This is a genomic window from Franzmannia qiaohouensis (genome assembly GCF_031451695.1).
Taxonomy (GTDB): domain Bacteria; phylum Pseudomonadota; class Gammaproteobacteria; order Pseudomonadales; family Halomonadaceae; genus Franzmannia; species Franzmannia qiaohouensis.
Window position 1 is genome coordinate 46,859 of record NZ_JARWAM010000018.1, and the last position, 18,857, is coordinate 65,715.

The 18,857-nt window shown below is 63.6% G+C and carries 14 protein-coding genes and 1 pseudogene; 5 read left to right on the top strand and 10 right to left on the bottom strand.

What is annotated here, in order from left to right; translation table 11 throughout:
• Nucleotides 1-60: 60 nt before the first annotated feature.
• From QC821_RS19420 to QC821_RS19440, 5 genes are all read right to left on the bottom strand, one after another.
• Nucleotides 61-1,782 (bottom strand): methyl-accepting chemotaxis protein, encoded by a 1,722-nt coding sequence (locus tag QC821_RS19420; protein ID WP_309724823.1) that lies wholly within the window; start codon nt 1,780-1,782, stop codon nt 61-63.
• A gap of 238 nt (nt 1,783-2,020) precedes the next feature.
• Nucleotides 2,021-3,325 carry an NAD-dependent dihydropyrimidine dehydrogenase subunit PreA gene (preA, locus tag QC821_RS19425; RefSeq protein ID WP_309724824.1) on the bottom strand — a complete coding sequence of 435 codons (1,305 nt, stop codon included), beginning with the start codon at nt 3,323-3,325 and terminating at the stop codon, nt 2,021-2,023.
• Entirely contained in the window at nt 3,322-4,713 is a 1,392-nt protein-coding gene (locus QC821_RS19430; RefSeq protein ID WP_422720131.1) for an NAD(P)-dependent oxidoreductase, read from the bottom strand. The genes preA and QC821_RS19430 overlap by 4 nt, the downstream gene beginning before the upstream one ends.
• Nucleotides 4,714-4,754: 41 nt before the next feature.
• Nucleotides 4,755-6,197 (bottom strand): dihydropyrimidinase, encoded by a 1,443-nt coding sequence (gene hydA, locus QC821_RS19435; RefSeq protein WP_309724825.1) that lies wholly within the window; start codon nt 6,195-6,197, stop codon nt 4,755-4,757.
• A 22-nt stretch (nt 6,198-6,219) separates the two neighbouring features.
• Entirely contained in the window at nt 6,220-7,086 is an 867-nt protein-coding gene (locus tag QC821_RS19440; protein WP_309724827.1) for a nitrilase-related carbon-nitrogen hydrolase, read from the bottom strand.
• 617 nt (nt 7,087-7,703) lie between these two features.
• On the opposite strand from QC821_RS19440, the gene QC821_RS19445 reads away from it, so the two are divergent.
• Together QC821_RS19445 and codB are read left to right on the top strand one after the other, a co-directional pair.
• The gene (locus tag QC821_RS19445) at nt 7,704-9,215 is read left to right on the top strand and encodes an NCS1 family nucleobase:cation symporter-1 (RefSeq protein WP_309724829.1); all 1,512 of its coding nucleotides are present in this window, start codon (nt 7,704-7,706) and stop codon (nt 9,213-9,215) included.
• A gap of 106 nt (nt 9,216-9,321) precedes the next feature.
• Complete coding sequence (gene codB, locus QC821_RS19450) at nt 9,322-10,569, top strand: cytosine permease (RefSeq protein ID WP_309724831.1); 1,248 nt, start codon at nt 9,322-9,324, stop codon at nt 10,567-10,569.
• Between the two features lie 49 nt (nt 10,570-10,618).
• Here the strand turns inward: codB and QC821_RS19455 are convergent, their stop codons facing one another.
• On the bottom strand, nt 10,619-12,382 hold the full coding sequence (locus QC821_RS19455) for a peptidoglycan DD-metalloendopeptidase family protein (RefSeq protein WP_309724833.1): 1,764 nt from the start codon (nt 12,380-12,382) through the stop codon (nt 10,619-10,621).
• Between the two features lie 216 nt (nt 12,383-12,598).
• A complete protein-coding gene (locus QC821_RS19460; protein WP_309724835.1) occupies nt 12,599-13,447 on the bottom strand; it encodes a pirin family protein in 849 nt (282 codons plus the stop codon).
• A gap of 108 nt (nt 13,448-13,555) precedes the next feature.
• Here QC821_RS19460 and QC821_RS19465 point away from each other — a divergent pair, with 108 nt between their 5' ends.
• Nucleotides 13,556-14,476 carry a LysR family transcriptional regulator gene (locus QC821_RS19465; RefSeq protein WP_309724838.1) on the top strand — a complete coding sequence of 307 codons (921 nt, stop codon included), beginning with the start codon at nt 13,556-13,558 and terminating at the stop codon, nt 14,474-14,476.
• 79 nt (nt 14,477-14,555) lie between these two features.
• Nucleotides 14,556-15,560: a glutathione S-transferase family protein gene (locus QC821_RS19470; RefSeq protein WP_309724839.1), complete on the top strand. Its 1,005-nt coding sequence runs from the start codon at nt 14,556-14,558 to the stop codon at nt 15,558-15,560.
• Between the two features lie 167 nt (nt 15,561-15,727).
• Here the strand turns inward: QC821_RS19470 and QC821_RS19475 are convergent, their stop codons facing one another.
• On the bottom strand, nt 15,728-15,841 hold the full coding sequence (locus tag QC821_RS19475; protein ID WP_422720132.1) for a DUF188 domain-containing protein: 114 nt from the start codon (nt 15,839-15,841) through the stop codon (nt 15,728-15,730).
• 50 nt (nt 15,842-15,891) lie between these two features.
• Nucleotides 15,892-16,341: a YaiI/YqxD family protein gene (locus QC821_RS19480; RefSeq protein WP_309724842.1), complete on the bottom strand. Its 450-nt coding sequence runs from the start codon at nt 16,339-16,341 to the stop codon at nt 15,892-15,894.
• Nucleotides 16,342-16,815: 474 nt separating this feature from the next.
• Here QC821_RS19480 and QC821_RS19485 point away from each other — a divergent pair, with 474 nt between their 5' ends.
• Nucleotides 16,816-18,516 carry a DEAD/DEAH box helicase gene (locus QC821_RS19485; RefSeq protein ID WP_076746668.1) on the top strand — a complete coding sequence of 567 codons (1,701 nt, stop codon included), beginning with the start codon at nt 16,816-16,818 and terminating at the stop codon, nt 18,514-18,516.
• Nucleotides 18,517-18,618: 102 nt separating this feature from the next.
• Here QC821_RS19485 and QC821_RS19490 read toward each other — a convergent pair.
• A pseudogene (locus tag QC821_RS19490) lies at nt 18,619-18,857 on the bottom strand (aldehyde dehydrogenase (NADP(+))); the annotation flags it as partial.

An 18,857-nucleotide genomic window follows, 5' to 3' on the forward strand; every position in this document is an offset into this window, starting at 1 on the left:
GCGGTCGGGGCGATCAGCCAATGCTTAGCTGGTCGGACTGAGTGTGCCAGCGAGGGCGGCTCAGAATGTTTCCCATTCCTCGGTTTTTTTATTGCTAGCGCGTTGCAACCTGGGCGGGCTGTTGCTCCCCGGAAGGGTGGCTGCAGATTGGATATCCTCGCCTAGCACGAAGGTCCCGATCATGGTGCTCAGATGCTCGGCATGGTTGCGCATTTGCATGGCGGCCGAGGAGGTCTGCTGCACCATTGCAGCATTCTGCTGGGTCATGGTGTCCATTTCTGCCACGGCCGTGTTGATCTGACCGATACCCTCGTTTTGCTCCTGAGCGCCGGCGCTGATTTCGGCAATCACATCGGTGACTCGCGCAACGCTGCTAACAATTTCCTGCATGGTGGCGCCAGCCTGCTTGACGATAGTGCTGCCCTCCCGCGTATGTGAAACAGAAGCGTCGATCAGGGTTCGGATTTCGCGTGCCGCATCGCCGCTTCGACTAGCCAGGGTGCGCACTTCCTGGGCGACCACGGCGAAACCGCGGCCATGTTCACCGGCCCGGGCTGCTTCAACCGAGGCGTTGAGCGCTAATATGTTGGTTTGGAAAGCGATGCCATCAATCAGTGTAATAATCTCACTGATGCGGCTGGCCGAAGCATCGATATCACTCATGGTGCGCTCGACACTCTTCATCGCGGTTTCCCCTTCACGGGCCACTGTTGCCGTGGATTGAACCAGCTGGTTGGCCTGCTCGGCCGATTCCGTGCTGTGGTTGACCGTTGCCGTGATCTCTTCCATGGAGGCCGATGTTTCCTGAAGGTTGGCTGCGGCCTGTTCGGTACGTGTGGCCAGTTCGTCGCTGCCCTGGGCTATTTCCTGGGCGGCCTGTTGCACACTAGTGGTGCTGCGGCGCACGTCGCGCAGGGTGTCTTGCATCCGTGCTACGAAGGCATTGAACTGGGCTGCCAGTTCGCCGATTTCGTCGCGACTCTCCACTTTCAGGCGACGAGTCAGATCGCCCTGACCTTTAGCGATGTCGCGCATGGCTGCGGCGGTGCGGCGGATCGGCTGTACCGTGCGTCGCACCAGCCAGATGGCGATCACTGATACGCCAGCGAAGATCAAAAGCCCTGCCAGGGCAGAGGTCAGAAGCGAACGGCGCAGCTCGACTGCCGCCTGGGCCTCGGCGCTGGCCATGGCGGCATCGATATCGGTGGTATAGACGCCTGCGCCGATCATCCAGTCGAATTCCGGCACGCTGGTGGCATAGGAATACTTCGGCTCTATCGTGCCTGTGGCTGGGTGCTCCCACGGATAGGCGTAATAGCCGCCGCCTTGCTGCGCAACATCGATCAGGTCGCTGATGATATAGGCGCCGTCGGGTGCCTGAACGCCCAGCATGTTGGTGCCCTCTCGATCGGGCATGGGGGCTGTGACCACGTTGAGTCCGTCATACTGATAGATGAACACGTAGTTGTCGCCTTCGAAGCTAATGGCACGCACGATTTCAGCTGCCTGCTCCTGGCGCTCGGCGTCGCTGAGATTGTGGTTCGACAACACTGGCTGGATGGCCGTGCGGGCGCTTTCCACCACGTCTCGCACACCCGCCTGGCGGGTTTCGATGAGCAGTTCACGCTGCCGCTCGAGGGCGTCATGACTGCTCTGGATGCGGGTATATGCATCCAGGGCCACCAGGCTGCCGGTGGTCAGCAATAAGGGGAGTAGCACGAGTGCCAGAATACGAGTCTGCAGGCCTAGCAAGAACGAGGCTTTGGGAGCCGAAGAAGCCATATTTTATTGTCTCACGGGAGTGCTGGGTTTACTGGCGATAAGCACTCACCAAATCGGCTTGGCTAGGCGCGACTTTAGGGGGCGCTGAAAAAATCAGCACTTGGTCTATGAGTCTGTCCAAGAATGGCCATTGCTCTACCCTCGCGAGGGGCACCGGGCATACCGGTACGCGTCATCTCATTGCAGACGCCCCGACCGCACTGCCCTTGGCAGTGCGGTCGGGGCGATCAGCCGGTACTTAGCTGGCCTGGCGGAAGGGGTTGCGCGGGTCCTGGTCCCAGCTCATATAGGGCTTGCCGGTCTGCTGGGGCAGCATGCTGATGCAGTCCTGCACCGGGCAGGTGATCTGGCACAGGTTGCAGCCCACGCACTCCTCCTCGATCACCTCGTAGCGCCGCGCCCCGCTGGCGTCGATCAGCTGGGCGATCGACTGGTGAGAGGTGTCCTCGCAGGCAATGTAGCAGCGCCCGCATGAGATGCACTTGTCCTGGTCGATATGCGCGATGGTCTTGAAGTTCATGTCGAGGTGCTTCCAGTCGGTGGTGTTGGCCACCGCCTTGCCGCTGAACTCATCGAGCGAGCGATAGCCCTGCTCGGCCATCCACCGCGACAGGCCGTCCTTCATCTCCTCGACGATGCGAAACCCATGCAGCATGGCGGCGGTACACACCTGCACGCTGCCGGCGCCGAGGGCCACGAACTCCGCGGCATCGCGCCAGTCCGAGATGCCACCGATACCCGAGATCGGCAGGTCCCGGGTAGGGGCGTCGCGGGCGATCTCGGCGACCATGTTCAGGGCGATGGGCTTGACCGCACTACCACAGTAGCCGCCGTGGGTGCTCTGCTGGCCCACGGTGGGCTTGGCTACCATGTTGTCGAGATCGATGCTGGTGATCGAGTTGATGGTGTTGATCAGCGACACCGCATCGGCGCCGCCGCGCAGGGCGGCCTGGGCGGCAACGCGGATATCGGTGATGTTGGGCGTCAGCTTGACGATCACCGGTTTGGAATAATACTGCTTGCACCAGCGCGCCACCTGCTCGATCAGGTCGGGGTTCTGGCCCACCGCCGCGCCCATGCCGCGCTCCGGCATGCCGTGGGGGCAGCCCAGGTTGAGCTCGATGCCATCGGCGCCGGTCGCCTCCACCAGCGGCAGGATATGCTGCCAGGCGGCTTCCTCGCAGGGCACCATGATCGAGACGATCAGCGCGCGGTCCGGCCAGTCGCGCTTGACCCGGGCGATCTCCTCCAGGTTGATCGCCAGCGAGCGATCGGTGATCAGCTCGATATTGTTGAAGCCCAGCACCTCGCGGTTCTTGCCGAAGTGCGCCGAGTAGCGCGACGAGACGTTGACCGCGGGTGGATCCTCGCCGAGGGTCTTCCAGACCACGCCGCCCCAGCCCGCGCGATAGGCGCGCTCGACGTTGTAGGCCTTGTCGGTGGGCGGGGCCGAGGCCAGCCAGAAAGGGTTGGGGGACTTGATTCCGGCGAAGTCGATGGACAGGTCGACGCCGTTGACGAGGTGGTCCGTGCGAGTGTTCATGCGGCCTCCTGCTTGGCCAAGAGATCCTGATGAATGGCGTGGGCGGCCAGCTTGCCGTGCTGCACGGCCTGGACGGTGAGATCCTGGCCGGGGGCGACACAGTCGCCACCGGCGTAGACCCGCGGCAGCGAGGTGCGAAAGGCGTCGTCGACGCGGATGCGCTCGCCGTCGCGGGCCAGTTCACTGGCCGCCGGGTCGCTCAGGCTGTCGCCATCGAAGCCCTGGCCGATGGCCTTGAATATCGCGTCGGCCTCGACCTCGAAGGTCTCGCCGGTGCCTTGCAGTTGCCCCTCGGTGGCGTGGGTTCTTTCGAAGCGCATGCCGCTCACGCGGCCTTCGGCGTCAAGCAGCACCTCACGCGGCGTCGCCCAGGTCAGCATGCGCACGCCGTTGGCCTTGGCGATCTCCTGCTCGTGGCCGGTGGCCGACATGGCTTCCACGCCGCGCCGATAGACCAGAGTCACCTCGTCGGCGCCCAGGCGTGCCATCTGAGTCGCCATGTCGATGGCGGTGTTGCCGGCGCCGATCACCACGCAGCGGCGAGCCAGCGGGAGCTGGGCCAGGTCGTCGCTCTGGCGCAGGATCTTGATGTAGTCCACGGCCGCTGCAAGGCCCGGCGCATCCTCGCCGGTCAGCCCCAGCTGGCGGCTGGCACCCAGGCCGAGGCCGAGAAACACGCTGTCATAGTCGCTATGCAATTGCGCGAGGCTGAGGTCGTGGCCAAGACGCTGGCCGTAGCGCATCTCGATGCCGCCAATCTCGAGCAGGAACTCGACCTCCTTGCGCGCGAAGTCGTCGGTCATCTTGTAGCGGGCGATGCCGTACTCGTTGAGCCCGCCGGGCTTGGCCTCGGCCTCGAAGACGGTGACCCGGTGGCCGAGCATCGCCAGCCGGTGGGCGCAGGCCAGCCCTGCCGGCCCGGCCCCGACCACCGCCACCTGGTAGCCGCTGTCGGCGGCGCGCTGGAACGGATGGCCGTCGAAGCGCGCGTGATCGGTGGCATAGCGCTGCAGCAGGCCGATCAGCACCGGCTGGCACTCGGCATCGTGATTGCGTACGCAGCGCTGCTCGCAGAGGATCTCGGTGGGGCAGACCCGGGCACAGCTGCCGCCGAGGATGTTCTGTTCGAGGATGGTGTGCGCAGCGCCGTCGATATTGTCCTCGCTGATCTGGCGGATGAAGCGTGGGATGTCGATATCCGACGGGCACGCCTCGACGCAAGGGGCGTCATAGCAGTACAGGCAGCGCTGGCTCTCGATCATCGCCTGGCGCGGGTTCAGCGGCGGATGCAGGTCGCTGAAGTTGGCCTCCAGCGCCTCAGGCGATGTGCCCGGGCGGCCGGCAACGGTATCGCCGGCCCGGGGCAGATGGGTCAGGTCATGTTTCACGGTAACACCTCGTTGTTGTTGTGGGCCTGTCAGGGGCCTGCCTAGCCGCGCTTCACCGGCTTTGGCGCATTGAGCTCGGCGCGGCGTTTGAGCAGCTCATACACGCCGGGGTAGGCGGGGCGCTTGAGGTAGCGGCCCGCGCCGCGCTCGGCGCGCAGTTCGCCGTCGCGCCACACCCATTTGCCCTGGCTGACGGTGTGACGCGGGATGCCGCGTACCGTCTTGCCTTCGAAGATGTTGAAGTCGACGTTCTGGTGATGGGTCTCGGCTGAAATGGTGCGGGTGCCCTTGGGGTCCCACACCACCAGGTCGGCGTCGGCGCCAACCTGCACCGCGCCCTTGCGCGGATAGAGGTTGAAGATCCGCGCGGTGTTGGTCGAGGTCAGCGCCACGAACTCCTGCATCGACAGCTTGCCGCTGTTGACCCCCTCCTCCCAGAGTACCGCCATGCGGTCCTCGACCCCGGCGGTGCCGTTGGGGATCTTGGTGAAGTCGTCCTTGCCGGCGGCCTTCTGCTCGGCGCAGAAGCAGCAGTGGTCGGTGGCGGTGGTCTGCAGGTTGCCCGACTGCAGGCCGTGCCACAGCGCCTCCTGATGGCCCTTGGGGCGAAACGGCGGGCTCATCACGTGGGCCGCGGCGCGTCCCCAGTCGGTATCCAGGTAGACGCTGTCGTCGAGCACCAGATGGCCGGCCAGGCACTCGCCGTAGACCGGATGACCCTGCTGGCGGGCATAGGCGATCTCGTCGACGGCGTCCTTGGTGGAGACGTGAACAAGATAGATCGGCGCGCCCAGCGTGCTGGCGATACGGATCGCGCGACTGGCCGCTTCGCCTTCGACCTGGGGCGGCCGCGACAGCGGGTGCGCCTCGGGCCCGGTCATGCCCTCGGCCAGCAGCTTCTGCTGCATGTGGTAGACCAGCTCGCCGTTCTCGGCGTGCACGGTGGGCACCGCGCCGAGCTCCAGGCAGCGCGAGAAGCTCTCCACCAGGATGTCGTCGGTGGCCATGATCGCGCCCTTGTAGGCCATGAAGTGCTTGAAGCTGTTGACGCCGTGGTCGCGTACCAGGGTGCCCATCTCCTCGCGCACGCTGTCGTCCCACCAGGTGATGGCGACGTGGAAGGCGAAGTCGGTGGCAGCCTTTTCCGCCCAGCCCTGCCAGGTCTCGAATGCCTCGAGCAGCGACTGACCGGGCTGGGGGATCACGAAATCGATGATCGAGGTGGTGCCGCCGGCCAGCGCCGCGGCGGTGCCGGTATAGAAATCCTCGCTAGCCACGGTGCCCATGAAGGGGAGCTGCATATGGGTGTGTGGGTCGATGCCGCCGGGCATCACGTACATGCCCTCGGCGTCGATGACCTCGCCGCCCTGCGGCGCCTCTAGATTGCTGCCGATGGCTTGGATCTTGCCGTCATCACAGAGGACGTCGGCGCGGTAGGTGTCGCTGTCGGTGACCACGGTGCCACCGCGAATCAATAGGCTCATGGTGCGTCTCCTGGTGTCGGGATCATTCGCCGTCGGTCAACCGGGCATAAGCATCCGGGCGGCGGTCGCGGAAGAACTGCCAGTTGTTGCGCACCTCGCGGACCATATCGAGATCGATCTCATGGATCAGCAGCTCGTCGTCCTTGTCGCTGGCCTGGGCCTCGATCTTGCCGCGCGGATTGACGATGTAGCTCGAACCGTAGAATTCGCCGATGTTCCAGGGCGCCTCGGTGCCGACGCGGTTGATGGCGGCGATGAAGCAGCCGTTGGCGGCGGCCGAGGCCGGCTGTTCGAGCTCCCACAGATACTGGGAGAGGCCGGCGACGGTGGCCGACGGGTTGAAGATCACCTCGGCACCGTTGAGTGCCAGCGCCCGCCAGCCCTCGGGGAAGTGGCGGTCGTAGCAGATGTAGACGCCGATCTTGCCGTAGGCGGTATCGAATACCGGCCACTCCGACTTGCCGGGCTTGAAGTAGAACTTCTCCCAGAAGCCGGCGACCTGGGGGATATGGGTCTTGTGATACTTGCCGAGATAGCTGCCGTCGGCATCGAAGACCGCTGCAGTGTTGTAGTAGATCCCGGTCACCGTCTCCTCGTAGACCGGCACGATCATCACCATGCGGTGCTTGGCGGCAAGCTTCTGCATCATCTGGCAGGTCGGTCCCTCGGGTACCCGCTCGGCAGCGGCATACCACTTGGGGTCCTGGCTGGGGCAGAAGTAGGGCTGGTTGAAGACTTCCTGAAAGCACAGCACCTGCACGCCGGCATCGGCGGCCTGCTGGATCAACGGCAGGTGGGCGTCGTTCATGGCGTCGCGAATGGCGTCTGGTTCCAGGTCGGTACTGGTGTTCAGCGCCATCTGGATCAGACCGATCTTCATCTTCTGCATGGCATTTCACTCATCTTGTGTTTGTTGTCAGGACGGTTTCCCTGCCGTGGTGGTGCGGGGAGGGTCCAAGGCACGATCTGGGTTGTTATTAAAGTTGACTCATAAGACAGCTGTTTTAAGCTAGTCGGCATCGACAGGTTCCTGCAAGAACTTTTTTTCCACCTGGCCAGTTTGTCTATAAGTCATTGTATTGAAAGTTTTATTTATGGTTATATGCCGCGACATCCCCATTTTGGTGATTCTCTGCACCATAATGGACAAACGCATATTTCCTATATTTTTCTTTTATAACAGTAGGTTGTGATTTATTTCCGCGGGCTTTTGTTAGCTAGATAATGAATCTTGAACCATTATGAAAACTGACTAGCCTGTCATGAAGCGTGAAGGAGATGACAACGTAGTTTGCTTTTTCTTTCGCTATGACGACGCCAATTAAGCTGTCAGCAAAGACAGTTTTTCACAAAAATCATTGAGTTGAAGGCCCTGGGAGTGCCCTGTGGCGAGGCTGGCAGTGGCGTCATGCGTTGCTAATGGCGCAACTGGGCACGCTTATTGCGTTGCATCTGACACGTACGCCGCCAGGCGTTGTGACGACACAAGTGACGAGGAGAACAACAATGACCGTCAAGGCATCGAGGATGGTGGATAGGCAAGGATTGATCGAGCTCGAGGAGGGCGATGACGTCCGCGACAGTCCACGTTTCAATGCTGATATCGCGCCGACCAAGGCGCATGAACGCACCTGGTCGAAATGGAACGTGGCCGCCCTGTGGGTGGGCATGTCGATCTGCGTACCCACCTATACCCTGGGCGGTGTGCTAACCGCCTATTTCGGCCTGAGTGTCGGCGAGGCGCTGTTTGCGATCCTGCTGGCCAACGTGGTGGTGCTGATACCGCTCACGCTGAACGCCTTTCCCGGTACCAAGTTCGGGATCCCGTTTCCGGTAGTGCTGCGCTCATCGTTCGGCATCCTGGGGTCGAATGTGCCGTGTCTGGTGCGGGCACTGGTCGGCTGTGGCTGGTTCGGGGTGCAGACCATGTTCGGCGGGCTCGCGATTCACTTGCTGCTGTCGACGATCTTTCCCCCATGGCAGGCGCTGGGTGGCCTGGGTGAGGTGGTCGGGTTCTTCGTCTTCGGCGCCATGAACCTGTATGTGGTGATTCGCGGCGCCGAGTCGATCAAGTGGCTCGAAACACTGGCCGCGCCGCTGCTGCTGGCGGTCGCCGTGGGCCTGATGTTCTGGGCCTGGCCGCATATGTCGATGACTGAGCTGCTGGCGCAGCCCCCGTCGCGCCCGGAAGGCGCGCCGGTGTACGGCTACTTCTTCGCCGGGCTTACCGCGATGGTGGGTTTCTGGGCGACGCTGTCGCTCAACATTCCTGACTTCAGCCGCTTCGCCAAGAGCCAGAAGGATCAGATCGTCGGCCAGGTGCTGGGCTTGCCCATGACCATGTTCTTCTTTGCTGCCCTCGGGGTGGTGATGACGGCGGCGTCCGAGTCGCTGGTGGGGCAGACCGTGGCCGACCCGGTGAGTCTGATCGGCATGATCGACAACCCGTTCTGGGTTGCTCTCGCCATGCTGTTCATCATCATTGCGACCATCTCGACCAATACCGCCGCCAATATCGTCTCGCCCACCAACGACTTCCAGAACGTGGCGCCCAAGCTGGTCGACCAGACCCGCGGGGTGTTGATCACCGGCGCCGTGGGGGTCTTGCTGATGGGCTATGATCTGCTGCAGAAGGCCGGGGTGATTACCGCCGGGGTGTCGCTCGAGCAGATGTACTCCAACTGGCTGCTGGGCTATTCGAGCCTGCTGGGGCCCATCGCCGGGATCATGGCGGTGGACTACTTCCTGATCAAGCGCCAGCGGCTCGATGTGCCGAGCCTGTATCAGGATGGGCGCGCTTATCCGGCGGTCAACTGGCCTGGCTTCGTCGCCTTCGGCATTCCCGTCGCACTGACCGTGATATCGCTGCTGACCGGCACCATGTACTGGTTCTACGATTACGGCTGGTTTACCGGCTCGGCCTTGGGTGCCGTGATCTACTATGTGGCAAGCCAGGTGATGTCGCCGGTGAACGTGTCGGCGACGGCTGCGGCCATCGAGCCCGAACGCATGCCCTGATAGCGTCGTTCGAGTAATGCACGCGCCGCGCCCCGGCCATCAGCCCGGGGCGCTGTCGTGTCGGCCTTCCCGCTAGACGGGCATTTCATTCATTCCGGAGCTAACAATGAAAACATCCGATTATCCGCTCAGCGCCGTACCGGCAAGTCGCCGCAAAGGACTGCTCTCGACGACCATGGTGCTGCTGGGTTTTACCTTCTTTACGGCGACGATGTGGGCGGGCGGCTCGCTGGGCACGGCGTTCACCTTTGGTGAGCTGCTATGGGTGATCACCATCGGCAACCTGCTGCTTGGCGGCTATGCCGCGGCACTGGCGTATATCGCCTGTCGCAGCGGCCTCAACTCGGTACTGATGGGGCGCTTCTGCTTCGGTGAGCTTGGCAGCAAGCTCTCCGACTTGCTGCTCGGCTTCACCCAGATCGGCTGGTACGCCTGGGGGACGGCCACCATCGCGGTGATCCTGGTGCAAACCACTAACCTGCCCGGCTGGATGGAGATCCCGCTGATGGTGGTGTTCGGCATGGCCTTCTGCATTACTGCGATGATCGGCTATCGCGGTCTCGACTGGCTGTCGCGTTTTGCCGTGCCGGCCATGCTGCTGTTCATCCTGATCAGCCTCTATACCGGCATGCACGATATTGGCGGGTTGAGCGGCCTGTTAGGCCAGACGCCCACTGGCAGCATGAGTTTTGCCGCGGCCGTCACGGTGATCATCGGCACCTTCGTGAGTGGTGGGACCCAGGCGACCAACTGGAGCCGCTTCGCGCGTTCGCCGAAAATCGCGGTGATCGCCACTCTGGCGGCCTTCTGTGTCGGCAACGGGCTGATGGTGCTAACCGGTGCGCTGGGCGCGCTGATCTATCAGCAGGCGGACATCGTCGACGTGATGCTGGCGCAAGGGTTCGTGGTGCTGGCGGTGTTGATGCTGTTCCTGAATATCTGGACCACTCAGGACAACACCATCTACAACTTCGCCGTGGCCGGTTGCAACCTGCTACGCACGCCCCGTCGACGGCTGGTGACCGTGGTCGGTGCCGCTATCGGTACGCTGCTGGCAGTCGGCGGCATGTACGACCTGCTGATTCCCTACCTGGTGCTGCTGGGCACCTTCATCCCACCCATCGGCGGCGTGATCATGGCCGATTTCTGGCTGCGCCATAAAGGGCGCTATCCGTCTCTCGAGTCAGCGGATCTGCCGGCCTTTCACTGGGTGGGACTGCTGGCCTATGCGCTGGGCTCGCTGGCCGCCTATCTCTCGCCGCTGCTGCCGCCGCTGGTGGGCGTGCTGGTGGCCGTGCTGAGCTATGCGCTGCTGCTGCGCTTCGGCACTGCGACGCTGCCGGCCAAGGCCTAGAAACGACGACGCCCCGCAGGGCGGGGCGTCGTGGGTCAAGCTCGGCAGTCTAGCTGTCGTCGCCAGGGCGGCGCGGTTCGGGTTCGCCGGCACTGGTGCTGGCGATGACGGTGCCGGTTTCGCCGCTTTCGAGGGTTGCCAGCAGGCGCTCGGACTCACGCTGGAAGGCGGCCAGGGCGTCACCCTCGAGGCTCTGGTTCTCGGGCAGGTCGACGCGCATCGGATCGACCTGGTTACCATTGACGATCACCTCGTAGTGCAGGTGCGGGCCGGTGCTGCGTCCGGTGTTGCCCGACTTGGCAATGGTTTCGCCCATGCTGACGCGATCACCGCGGCTGACCAGCGGCTGGGAGAGATGCAGGTAGCGGGTGCGGTAGCCGTTATCGTGGCGAACCACGATGAAGCGCCCGGCCAGCGGGTGATTGCCGACCTTTTCCACGCGGCCGTCGGCGGGGGCATGGATCGAGGTGCCGATCGGCATCGCCCAGTCGGTGCCGTAGTGCGGGCTGACGCGCCCGGTGACCGGATGCTTGCGGCGCAGGTTGAACGACGAACTCATACGATAGTTGCCGTCGAAGGGGTAGCGATCGAAGGCAGGGTCGAGGCTGTAACCTTCCGGCGTGTAAAAGCGGTTGTCGGAGCTATTGCGGATGACCGTCAGGTCCATCCGGGCGCCCTCGTATTTTACCGCGAGCACACGTGAGTCGAGACTCTGGCCATCGATCAGGTCGGACTCTACCAGTACCTGGAAACGATCGCCGCGACGGGTGTCGCGGCGGAAGTCGAGTTTCTTCTCCAGCAAATTGCTCAGCTGGGCGACTTCGGAAGCGGAAAGGCCGGTGGCCTCGGCGGAGCGCCCGAAGCTACCGCTGACGGTGCCGGCGAACATCCGCTGGGTGGGCTCGCCGGCTTTCTCTATGCTGGATATCTCGAACGCGGTCTCGGGGTCGCGCTCTATCAAGAAGCCGCTGCGCGGATTCTTCATCACGCGCAGCGCCAGGAGTTGTCCGTCTTCGTCGAGCTGGTAGTCGAAATTGTGCCCGGCCCGCCAACGGGTCAGGACATTGCGGTCGGGCATCTTGTCGAGCAGTTGCAGCACTTCGCTGTAGCCAAGACCCAGCGTCTGCTGGGCCATGACGGCAAAGGTATCGCCTTGCTGCACCGTATAGGTTTCCCATTCGGGCACGTAGGCCTGTTCGGCTACCAACTCTTCATCGAGAAATACGTCACCATCGTCGAACAGTACCAGGGGGCCGTCGAGGTAATCGTCATAATCGTAGGAGGTGTACGACGCCATCGCTTCGTCATCGAACCCGGTGTCCTCCAAGGAGTCGCCGATCTGTTCGAGGTCGTCGGTCTGGCCCAGCTCGGGAAGGTGCAGGGCGAGGTGCAGGACATCGGTATCGATGGTCGCCGGCGAGTCGTTCTGCTGTTGCTCGTCATCAGGCTCGGGGGCGAGCGCGACAACTGGCATCTGCTCATCGCTGGCATGCGCCGTGGAGAGCACGTCGATGTCGACGATTTCCTGGGCAGCCAGTTCGGCAATCGGCACATACTGGCGGGTGGCGTCCAGCGCACTGCTGGCCATTTCCACTGCTTCTGACACGGCACTGTGCTCGAAGTCTGGAGCATCGGTGGCGCGGTTTGTGTTGGAATCGAGGGGGATATGAATCGGAGATGCGGCAACAGGGCTTTCACTAGAGCTATCGAAAGCGCCAATGATTTTTTGCGTACCCAGCACAGTAACCATGGTGGCAACGGGCAGTAAAAGTAACTTGTGCGTGCGGGGCAGCGAATGAAGAATTCGCAACATGATAAAGGCCGTGACTTGTTAGATGAACGTAAAAAGGCACGAGAACCTTACCCCAAGGCGCTTGTGATGCCTAGTCTGTACGTTTATCCAGCCTTTTGGGTCGCGGTTTGGCAACGCTGTTCGACTTAGGTCTAGTAGTGGCTCATGCTGAAAATACCCAGCGATACAGCGTTTCTGCCTGTGTATGCGCGTTCGCTGGGCAACAATTCAAGTGGATTATCCTGTCAGTCTGCCGCTTCGGTAGTCGTTTAAGGCCTGTTCCAGCTCATCTTGGGTGTTCATGACGAAGGGGCCGTAGTGGGCGATCGGCTCTTGATGCGGCGTACCTGACAGGAGCAGCGCCTGGGCGCCGGCTTCACTCGAGAGTGGTAGTTGCTGGCCGTCGCCCAGCCGAACCAGGTGGCCCGCCGGGATGCGCTGCTCGCCGATCTCGAGTTCGCCGGCAAAGACATAGACGGCAAGCATGGGGGACTCCTGCTCGAGCAGGAGTCGCCCACCGGGTTCGAGAATGACATGGGCGAGACCACCATCACCGGCCAGTGCATCCAGCGGGCCCGCAACGTCCTGCTGTGGCTCAATAGCGTGCCATTTGCCGCCAAGGGCTATCAATTTGGCACCTTCGCCCTGCAGGTGTGGCATCTCAGTTGCCCGCACGTCGCGATAGGTAGCCTCGCTGAGTTTGTCCTTGGCCGCCAGGCTCAGCCACAGCTGAAAGGCGTGCAGGCCGTGATGGTCGGTCAGTGGCATTTCCGAGTGCACGATGCCGCGTCCGGTATGCATCCACTGGGCATCGCCGGCGTTGATGGTGCTGGAATGCCCCATGTGGTCTTCATGGGTCAGGCCGCCGTGAATCACGTAGGTCAGGGTCTGAATGCCGCGGTGGGGGTGGGGCGGAAACCCCCCGATATACTCGTCGGGTTGATCGGAGCCAAGCTCGTCGAGCATCAGGAAAGGATCGATGCCGCCGCCGAAATCATGGATGCGCTTGATCTTGACGCCGTCGCCATCCTGGCTGGGTTGGCTGCGTACTACCGATACGACTTGGCGGGCAGGGGAGTGGGTCATGGCGTATCTCCTTGGAGAAAGGGTTGGTACCTATGACCGCTATTATCGATGATGGACAGGCGGCATCAGAAGCGCATAGTTTTGCTGCAACTGTTCGAGGAATTCGAAATGTCCCGTGTGACCCTATCGCAGTGGCAGATGCTGGCGGCCGTGGTCGACCATGGTGGCTTCGTGCGCGCCTCAGAGGCGGTGCACAAGAGCCCCTCGACGCTCAATCATGCCGTGCACAAGCTCGAGGAGCAGCTCGGCGTCAAGGTGCTGGAGCCGGTAGGCCGACAGGTGCGGCTGACCGAGGCCGGTGAGCTGCTGTTGCGGCGTGCCCGTCAGCTGATCGAGAGCGCAGAGGCGCTCGAAGAAGTGGCCGAAAGCCTGGCCGCAGGTCTCGAGGCGGAGATCGTGCTGGCCATCGACCAGCTGTTCCCGCCGGATGCCCTGGCCCATGCGCTGGATGCCTTTTCGTCCCGCTACCCCGGGGTGCGCGTACAGCTCCACGAGACGGTGCTCAATGGCGGCATCGAGATGCTCTACGATGGCCGCGCCGATCTGGTGGCGTCAGGACTGGCGGCCCAGGGGTTTCTGGGCGAGCCGCTGGTGACGGTACGCTTCATTGCCGTGGCCCACCCCGACCATCCACTGCACCGGCTCGGTCGGCCTCTGGACCTGCGCGACCTCAAGCAACATCGCCAACTGGTGGTGCGCGACTCGGCCCAGCGCCAGTCGATGGATGCCGGCTGGCTCAAGGCCGAGCAGCGCTGGACGCTGAGCCATCTCGACACCTCAGTGGACATGCTAGAGCGCGGCCTGGGCTTTGCCTGGGTGCCGGAAACCCGCATTCAGCAGTCACTGGAGCGCGGCACCCTGGTGCCGCTGCCGCTGAGCGCCGGCGGCATTCGCGAGGTGCCGATGCAGTTGATCTATCGCGATCGTGACCGCGCCGGTCCCGCCGCCCACGCCATGGCCGATGCCCTGAGCCGGGCCGTTGCCAGCTGCTGCGAGCGCCTCGTCGATTCGACGCCATCGAATGAGTAGGCGCAAAACTTGCGCTTGAGCGTCAGGTCGAGAGGGGTAGGCTATCACCACTCGACTTCTCACGATCCGGAGGTGGCCGATGGGCCTGTTGATCGACGGCAAATGGCACGACCAGTGGTATGACACCGATAAGCATGGTGGCGAATTCGTGCGTGAATCCGCCCAACTGCGCGACTGGGTGACGGCCGACGGCAGCCCCGGCCCCGGTGGCCAGCCGGGACTGCCCGCCGAAGCGGACCGCTATCACCTTTATGTGTCGCTGGCCTGCCCCTGGGCGCATCGCACCCTGATCCTGCGCAAGCTCAAGGGCTTGGACACACTACTCGGCGTCTCGCACGTCAGCCCGCTGATGCTCGACCAGGGCTGGACCTATCATGAGGACGAGGGCTCGAGCGGCGATCCGATCAACTGCGTCGAGTACCATCGCGAGCTCTATACTCTCACCGATCCGCACTACACCGGCCGCGTCACCGTGCCGGCGCTGTGGGACAAGCAGGGTGGTCGCATCGTCAACAATGAATCCGCCGAGCTGCTGCGCATGCTCAACGGTGCTTTCGACGAGCTGACCGGCAATCGCCTCGATTTCTATCCGGCTGACCTGCGCGAGACCATCGACGCGGTCAACGCCGATGTCTACGACCACATCAACAACGGCGTCTACAAGTCGGGCTTCGCCACCGACCAGAAGGTCTACGACAAGCATGTGGTGGCGCTGTTCGAGTCGCTGGATCGCATGGAAGCACGCCTCGCCGAGCATCGCTATCTGGCCGGCGAGTGGCTGACCGAGGCAGATATTCGGCTGTTCACGACCCTGGTGCGCTTCGATGCCGTCTATCACGGCCACTTCAAGTGCAACCTCAAGCGCATCGAGGACTACCCTAACCTGTCGAACTACCTGCGTGAGCTATACCAGTGGCCGGGCATCAAGGAGACGGTGGACTTCGACCATATCAAGCGCCACTACTACTACAGCCACGACACCATCAACCCGACACGCATCGTGCCCAAGGGGCCGCTGCTCGACCTCGAGCGCGCCCATGATCGCCAGCGGCTGCCAGGGCAGGGGGTTCGCGAGAAGGCGTGAGCGTTGTGTGATGGATTCTTACGTTTCGCCTGCTCTATGAGCGGCGCCGGGGATAGGTTCGAGCGAAGCTCATTCTTCAGGGATGAAGAATGGAGTGCCCAGGGAGGGGTTCACAGCGTCTTCGTGAGGGCCTGTGCCCGGGGTAGCCGCGAGTGCAATCACCAAGGCTAGCGTTGCTTCGCCAGCCAGCGGTCCAGCGCATTGGCGAACTCGCGGCGGTCAACCTCGGAGTAACCCTTGGGCCCGCCAGTATGCTCGCCGCTGGCGCGCAGGGTTTCCATGTAGATCTTGTATCAGGCGCATCTGGACCCGGGCCAGATGCTTTATAAGTTCAGGCGTTCTTTGCCAGCCAGCGATCCAGCGCATTGGCGAACTCGCGGCGGTCAACGTCGGAGTAACCCTTGGGCCCGCCGGTATGCTCGCCGCTAGCGCGCAGGGTTTCCATAAAATCCCGCATCTGCACCCGCGCTTTTATGTTGCTCTTGTCGAGCATCTCGCCGCGGGTGGTCATCACCGCCGCACCCTTGTCGATGGCCTCCATGGCCAGCGGCAGATCCGAGCTGATCAGCAGGTCGCCGGCCTCGAGCCGGGCGACGATCTCGTTGTCGGCGGCGTCGAAGCCGCTGGCCACCGCCAGCGACTTGACCCAGCGCGAGGGCGGTAGCGGGATCTGGTGGTTGGCCACGAACCAGGTGGGGGTGGCGGTGCGCTCGGCGGCGCGCACGATGATCTCGCGGGCGACCTTGGGGCAGGCGTCGGCATCGATCCACAGGCTAGGCATGCAGGGCTCCTGATAAAGGGGCAAGGGTGGCGGCCGCGAAAAGACTGGCCAGGGCCGGGTGGCGATGTTAGCATGCGCGCTCCTCGCATGTGTTGACCCCACCATCGTAACGGTTCGTCGCTCATCGCTGCTTGATTCGATGATGCTGCACGACGCTTTGCAGGACGCCAGATGCGTCCGACTATGTAGATGGAGCGCCCAGGAACGCGGATAGTCATTCCGCGCGGCGCAAACGGTCGCCACAGCGGTTCGCCGAGGGTCTACGCGAGCAGCTGCCCGCCATGGCCCGAGCCGGTTCGGCCCAGCCGAATCTTCGTACGCGAACCGGATGCCAGGTGCGACCGGTGTCCCAGACTCCGCCCGTGTTGCCCCAAGGGGCAGGCCAACCCGTCCGTGACGGTTGGCGTATTGATGGGATCAGGGACACCACCAAACTCTGTTGCCGGTAATGACCGGCCTACCAAGGTGTGATTGATGACCTCGACTTCTGTCGCTTCGCCGAGCTTCGGCGATCTTGCTCTGTTGCCTGCCGTTCTCTCCGCTGTGGAAACACTGGGCTACGAGACTCCTTCGCCGATCCAGCTGCAGACCATCCCTGCGCTGCTGGAAGGCCGTGACATGCTGGGCCAGGCCCAGACCGGTACTGGCAAGACCGCAGCCTTCGCGCTGCCGATCCTGTCGCGTATCGACCTCGACCGCCGCGAGCCCCAGGTGCTGGTGATGGCGCCGACCCGTGAGCTGGCCCAGCAGGTCGCCGTGTCGTTCAGCAAATACGGCCAGAACCTCAAGGGCCTGGAAGTCGCCACCCTGTGCGGCGGCCAGGAATATCGCGAGCAGCTCGGCGCCCTCAAGCGCGGTGCGCAGGTCGTGGTGGGTACCCCGGGCCGCATCATCGACCACCTGGATCGCGGTAGCCTCAAGCTCGACGGCCTCTCCGCCCTGGTGCTCGACGAAGCCGACGAAATGCTGCGCATGGGCTTCATCGATGACGTCAAGCGCGTCGTCGCCGACACGCCCAAGGATGCCCAGCGGGTATTCTTCTCGGCCACGCTGCCGACCGAGATCGAGCGCATCGTCAATCGCTACCTGGTCGACCCGGTCAAGGTGGCCATCGAGGCCAGCGCCGGCACGGCCGCCAGCATCGACCAGCGCATGGTGCGCGTCGACGGCGGCGCCAAGCTGGAAGCACTGGCGCGCATTCTCGAAGTGGAGCCGGTCGACGGTGCCATCGTCTTCGTGCGTACCCGTGCCGCCTGTACCACCCTGGTCGAGCAGCTCACCGCACGCGGCGTCAACGCCGCCGGCCTGTCGGGGGATCTCGACCAGAGCCTGCGTGAGCGCACCATCACGCGCCTCAAGCGTGGCAAGGTCGACGTGCTGATCGCCACCGACGTGGCCGCCCGCGGCCTCGACGTGCCGCGCATCACCCACGTCATCAACTACGACCTGCCGCAGGACAGCGAGGCCTACACCCACCGCATCGGGCGTACCGGCCGTGCCGGTCGGACCGGCATCGCCATCACCTTCGTCGGCTTCCGCGAGACCCGCAAGGTGCGCTGGATGGAGCAGGCCACCGGCCAGCACATGGCCGAGATGCCGCTGCCCGATGAAGCGACGATCCGCGCTCACCGCGACGAGGTGTTCTCCAAGCGCGTGCAGGGCATGATCACTGCGGGTGCCGACGAGCAGAAAGCGCTGATCGAGCGCCTGGTAGCCGAAGGCAACGATCCGATCGAGCTGGCCTGTGTGTTTGCCGCCATGGCGCGCGCCGACGAAGCACCGATCGGTCGTGTGCAGGCGCCGCGCGCCGAGCGTGCCAGCGATCGCGCCCCGCGTGACGGCAAGCCCAAGCGTCGCGACAGCGCACCGCGTGAAGGCATGACCCGCTACCGCGTGTCAGTCGGTCACAAGGATGGCGTCAAGCCCGGCCAACTGGTCGGCGCGCTGGCCAACGAAGGCGGCATCGAGGGCGCGCGTATCGGTCGCATCGATATCCGCAACGCCTTCTCGGTGGTCGAGCTGCCAAGCTCGCTGCCGTCCAGCATCCTGGCCAAGATGGCGCGCGCCCGCGTCGCCGGTCGTCCGCTGGAGATCAGTGAAGACAGCGGCGCGCCGGAGCGCGCACCGCGTCGGCGCAGCGACGGCGACGCGCCGATTCGCCGCACCAGCGCCTGATACCACGACCGCCCTCGCGGCGGTCGAGTTCGGCAACGCAAACAGGCCGGGGACATTGTCCCCGGCCTGTGTCGTTTCAGCGTTACCTTACGGGCTTCCGCGTCACGCCTCGCGCTTGCCGTCCACCAGCCGCGACACGCCCAGCGGGTTGCCGTCCTTGAGCGCCTCGGGCAGCAGGCCCGCCGGCAGCGCCTGGTAGCACACCGGGCGCAGGAAGCGGTGGATCGCCGCGCTGCCCACCGAGGTGGTACGGGCATCCGAGGTCGCCGGGTAGGGGCCGCCGTGGACCATGGCGTGACACACTTCCACGCCGGTGGGCCAGCCGTTGGCGAGTATCCGCC

What these genes read in the sequence shown, in the direction of transcription:
- QC821_RS19420 (WP_309724823.1), bottom strand. Translation starts at nt 1,782, where the DNA reads ATGGCTTCTTCGGCTCCCAAAGCCTCGTTCTTGCTAGGCCTGCAGACT.
- preA (WP_309724824.1), bottom strand. Translation starts at nt 3,325, where the DNA reads ATGAACACTCGCACGGACCACCTCGTCAACGGCGTCGACCTGTCCATC.
- hydA (WP_309724825.1), bottom strand. Translation starts at nt 6,197, where the DNA reads ATGAGCCTATTGATTCGCGGTGGCACCGTGGTCACCGACAGCGACACC.
- QC821_RS19440 (WP_309724827.1), bottom strand. Translation starts at nt 7,086, where the DNA reads ATGCAGAAGATGAAGATCGGTCTGATCCAGATGGCGCTGAACACCAGT.
- QC821_RS19445 (WP_309724829.1), top strand. Translation starts at nt 7,704, where the DNA reads ATGACCGTCAAGGCATCGAGGATGGTGGATAGGCAAGGATTGATCGAG.
- codB (WP_309724831.1), top strand. Translation starts at nt 9,322, where the DNA reads ATGAAAACATCCGATTATCCGCTCAGCGCCGTACCGGCAAGTCGCCGC.
- QC821_RS19455 (WP_309724833.1), bottom strand. Translation starts at nt 12,382, where the DNA reads ATGTTGCGAATTCTTCATTCGCTGCCCCGCACGCACAAGTTACTTTTA.
- QC821_RS19460 (WP_309724835.1), bottom strand. Translation starts at nt 13,447, where the DNA reads ATGACCCACTCCCCTGCCCGCCAAGTCGTATCGGTAGTACGCAGCCAA.
- QC821_RS19465 (WP_309724838.1), top strand. Translation starts at nt 13,556, where the DNA reads ATGTCCCGTGTGACCCTATCGCAGTGGCAGATGCTGGCGGCCGTGGTC.
- QC821_RS19470 (WP_309724839.1), top strand. Translation starts at nt 14,556, where the DNA reads ATGGGCCTGTTGATCGACGGCAAATGGCACGACCAGTGGTATGACACC.
- QC821_RS19475 (WP_422720132.1), bottom strand. Translation starts at nt 15,841, where the DNA reads ATGGAAACCCTGCGCGCCAGCGGCGAGCATACTGGCGGGCCCAAGGGT.
- QC821_RS19480 (WP_309724842.1), bottom strand. Translation starts at nt 16,341, where the DNA reads ATGCCTAGCCTGTGGATCGATGCCGACGCCTGCCCCAAGGTCGCCCGC.
- QC821_RS19485 (WP_076746668.1), top strand. Translation starts at nt 16,816, where the DNA reads ATGACCTCGACTTCTGTCGCTTCGCCGAGCTTCGGCGATCTTGCTCTG.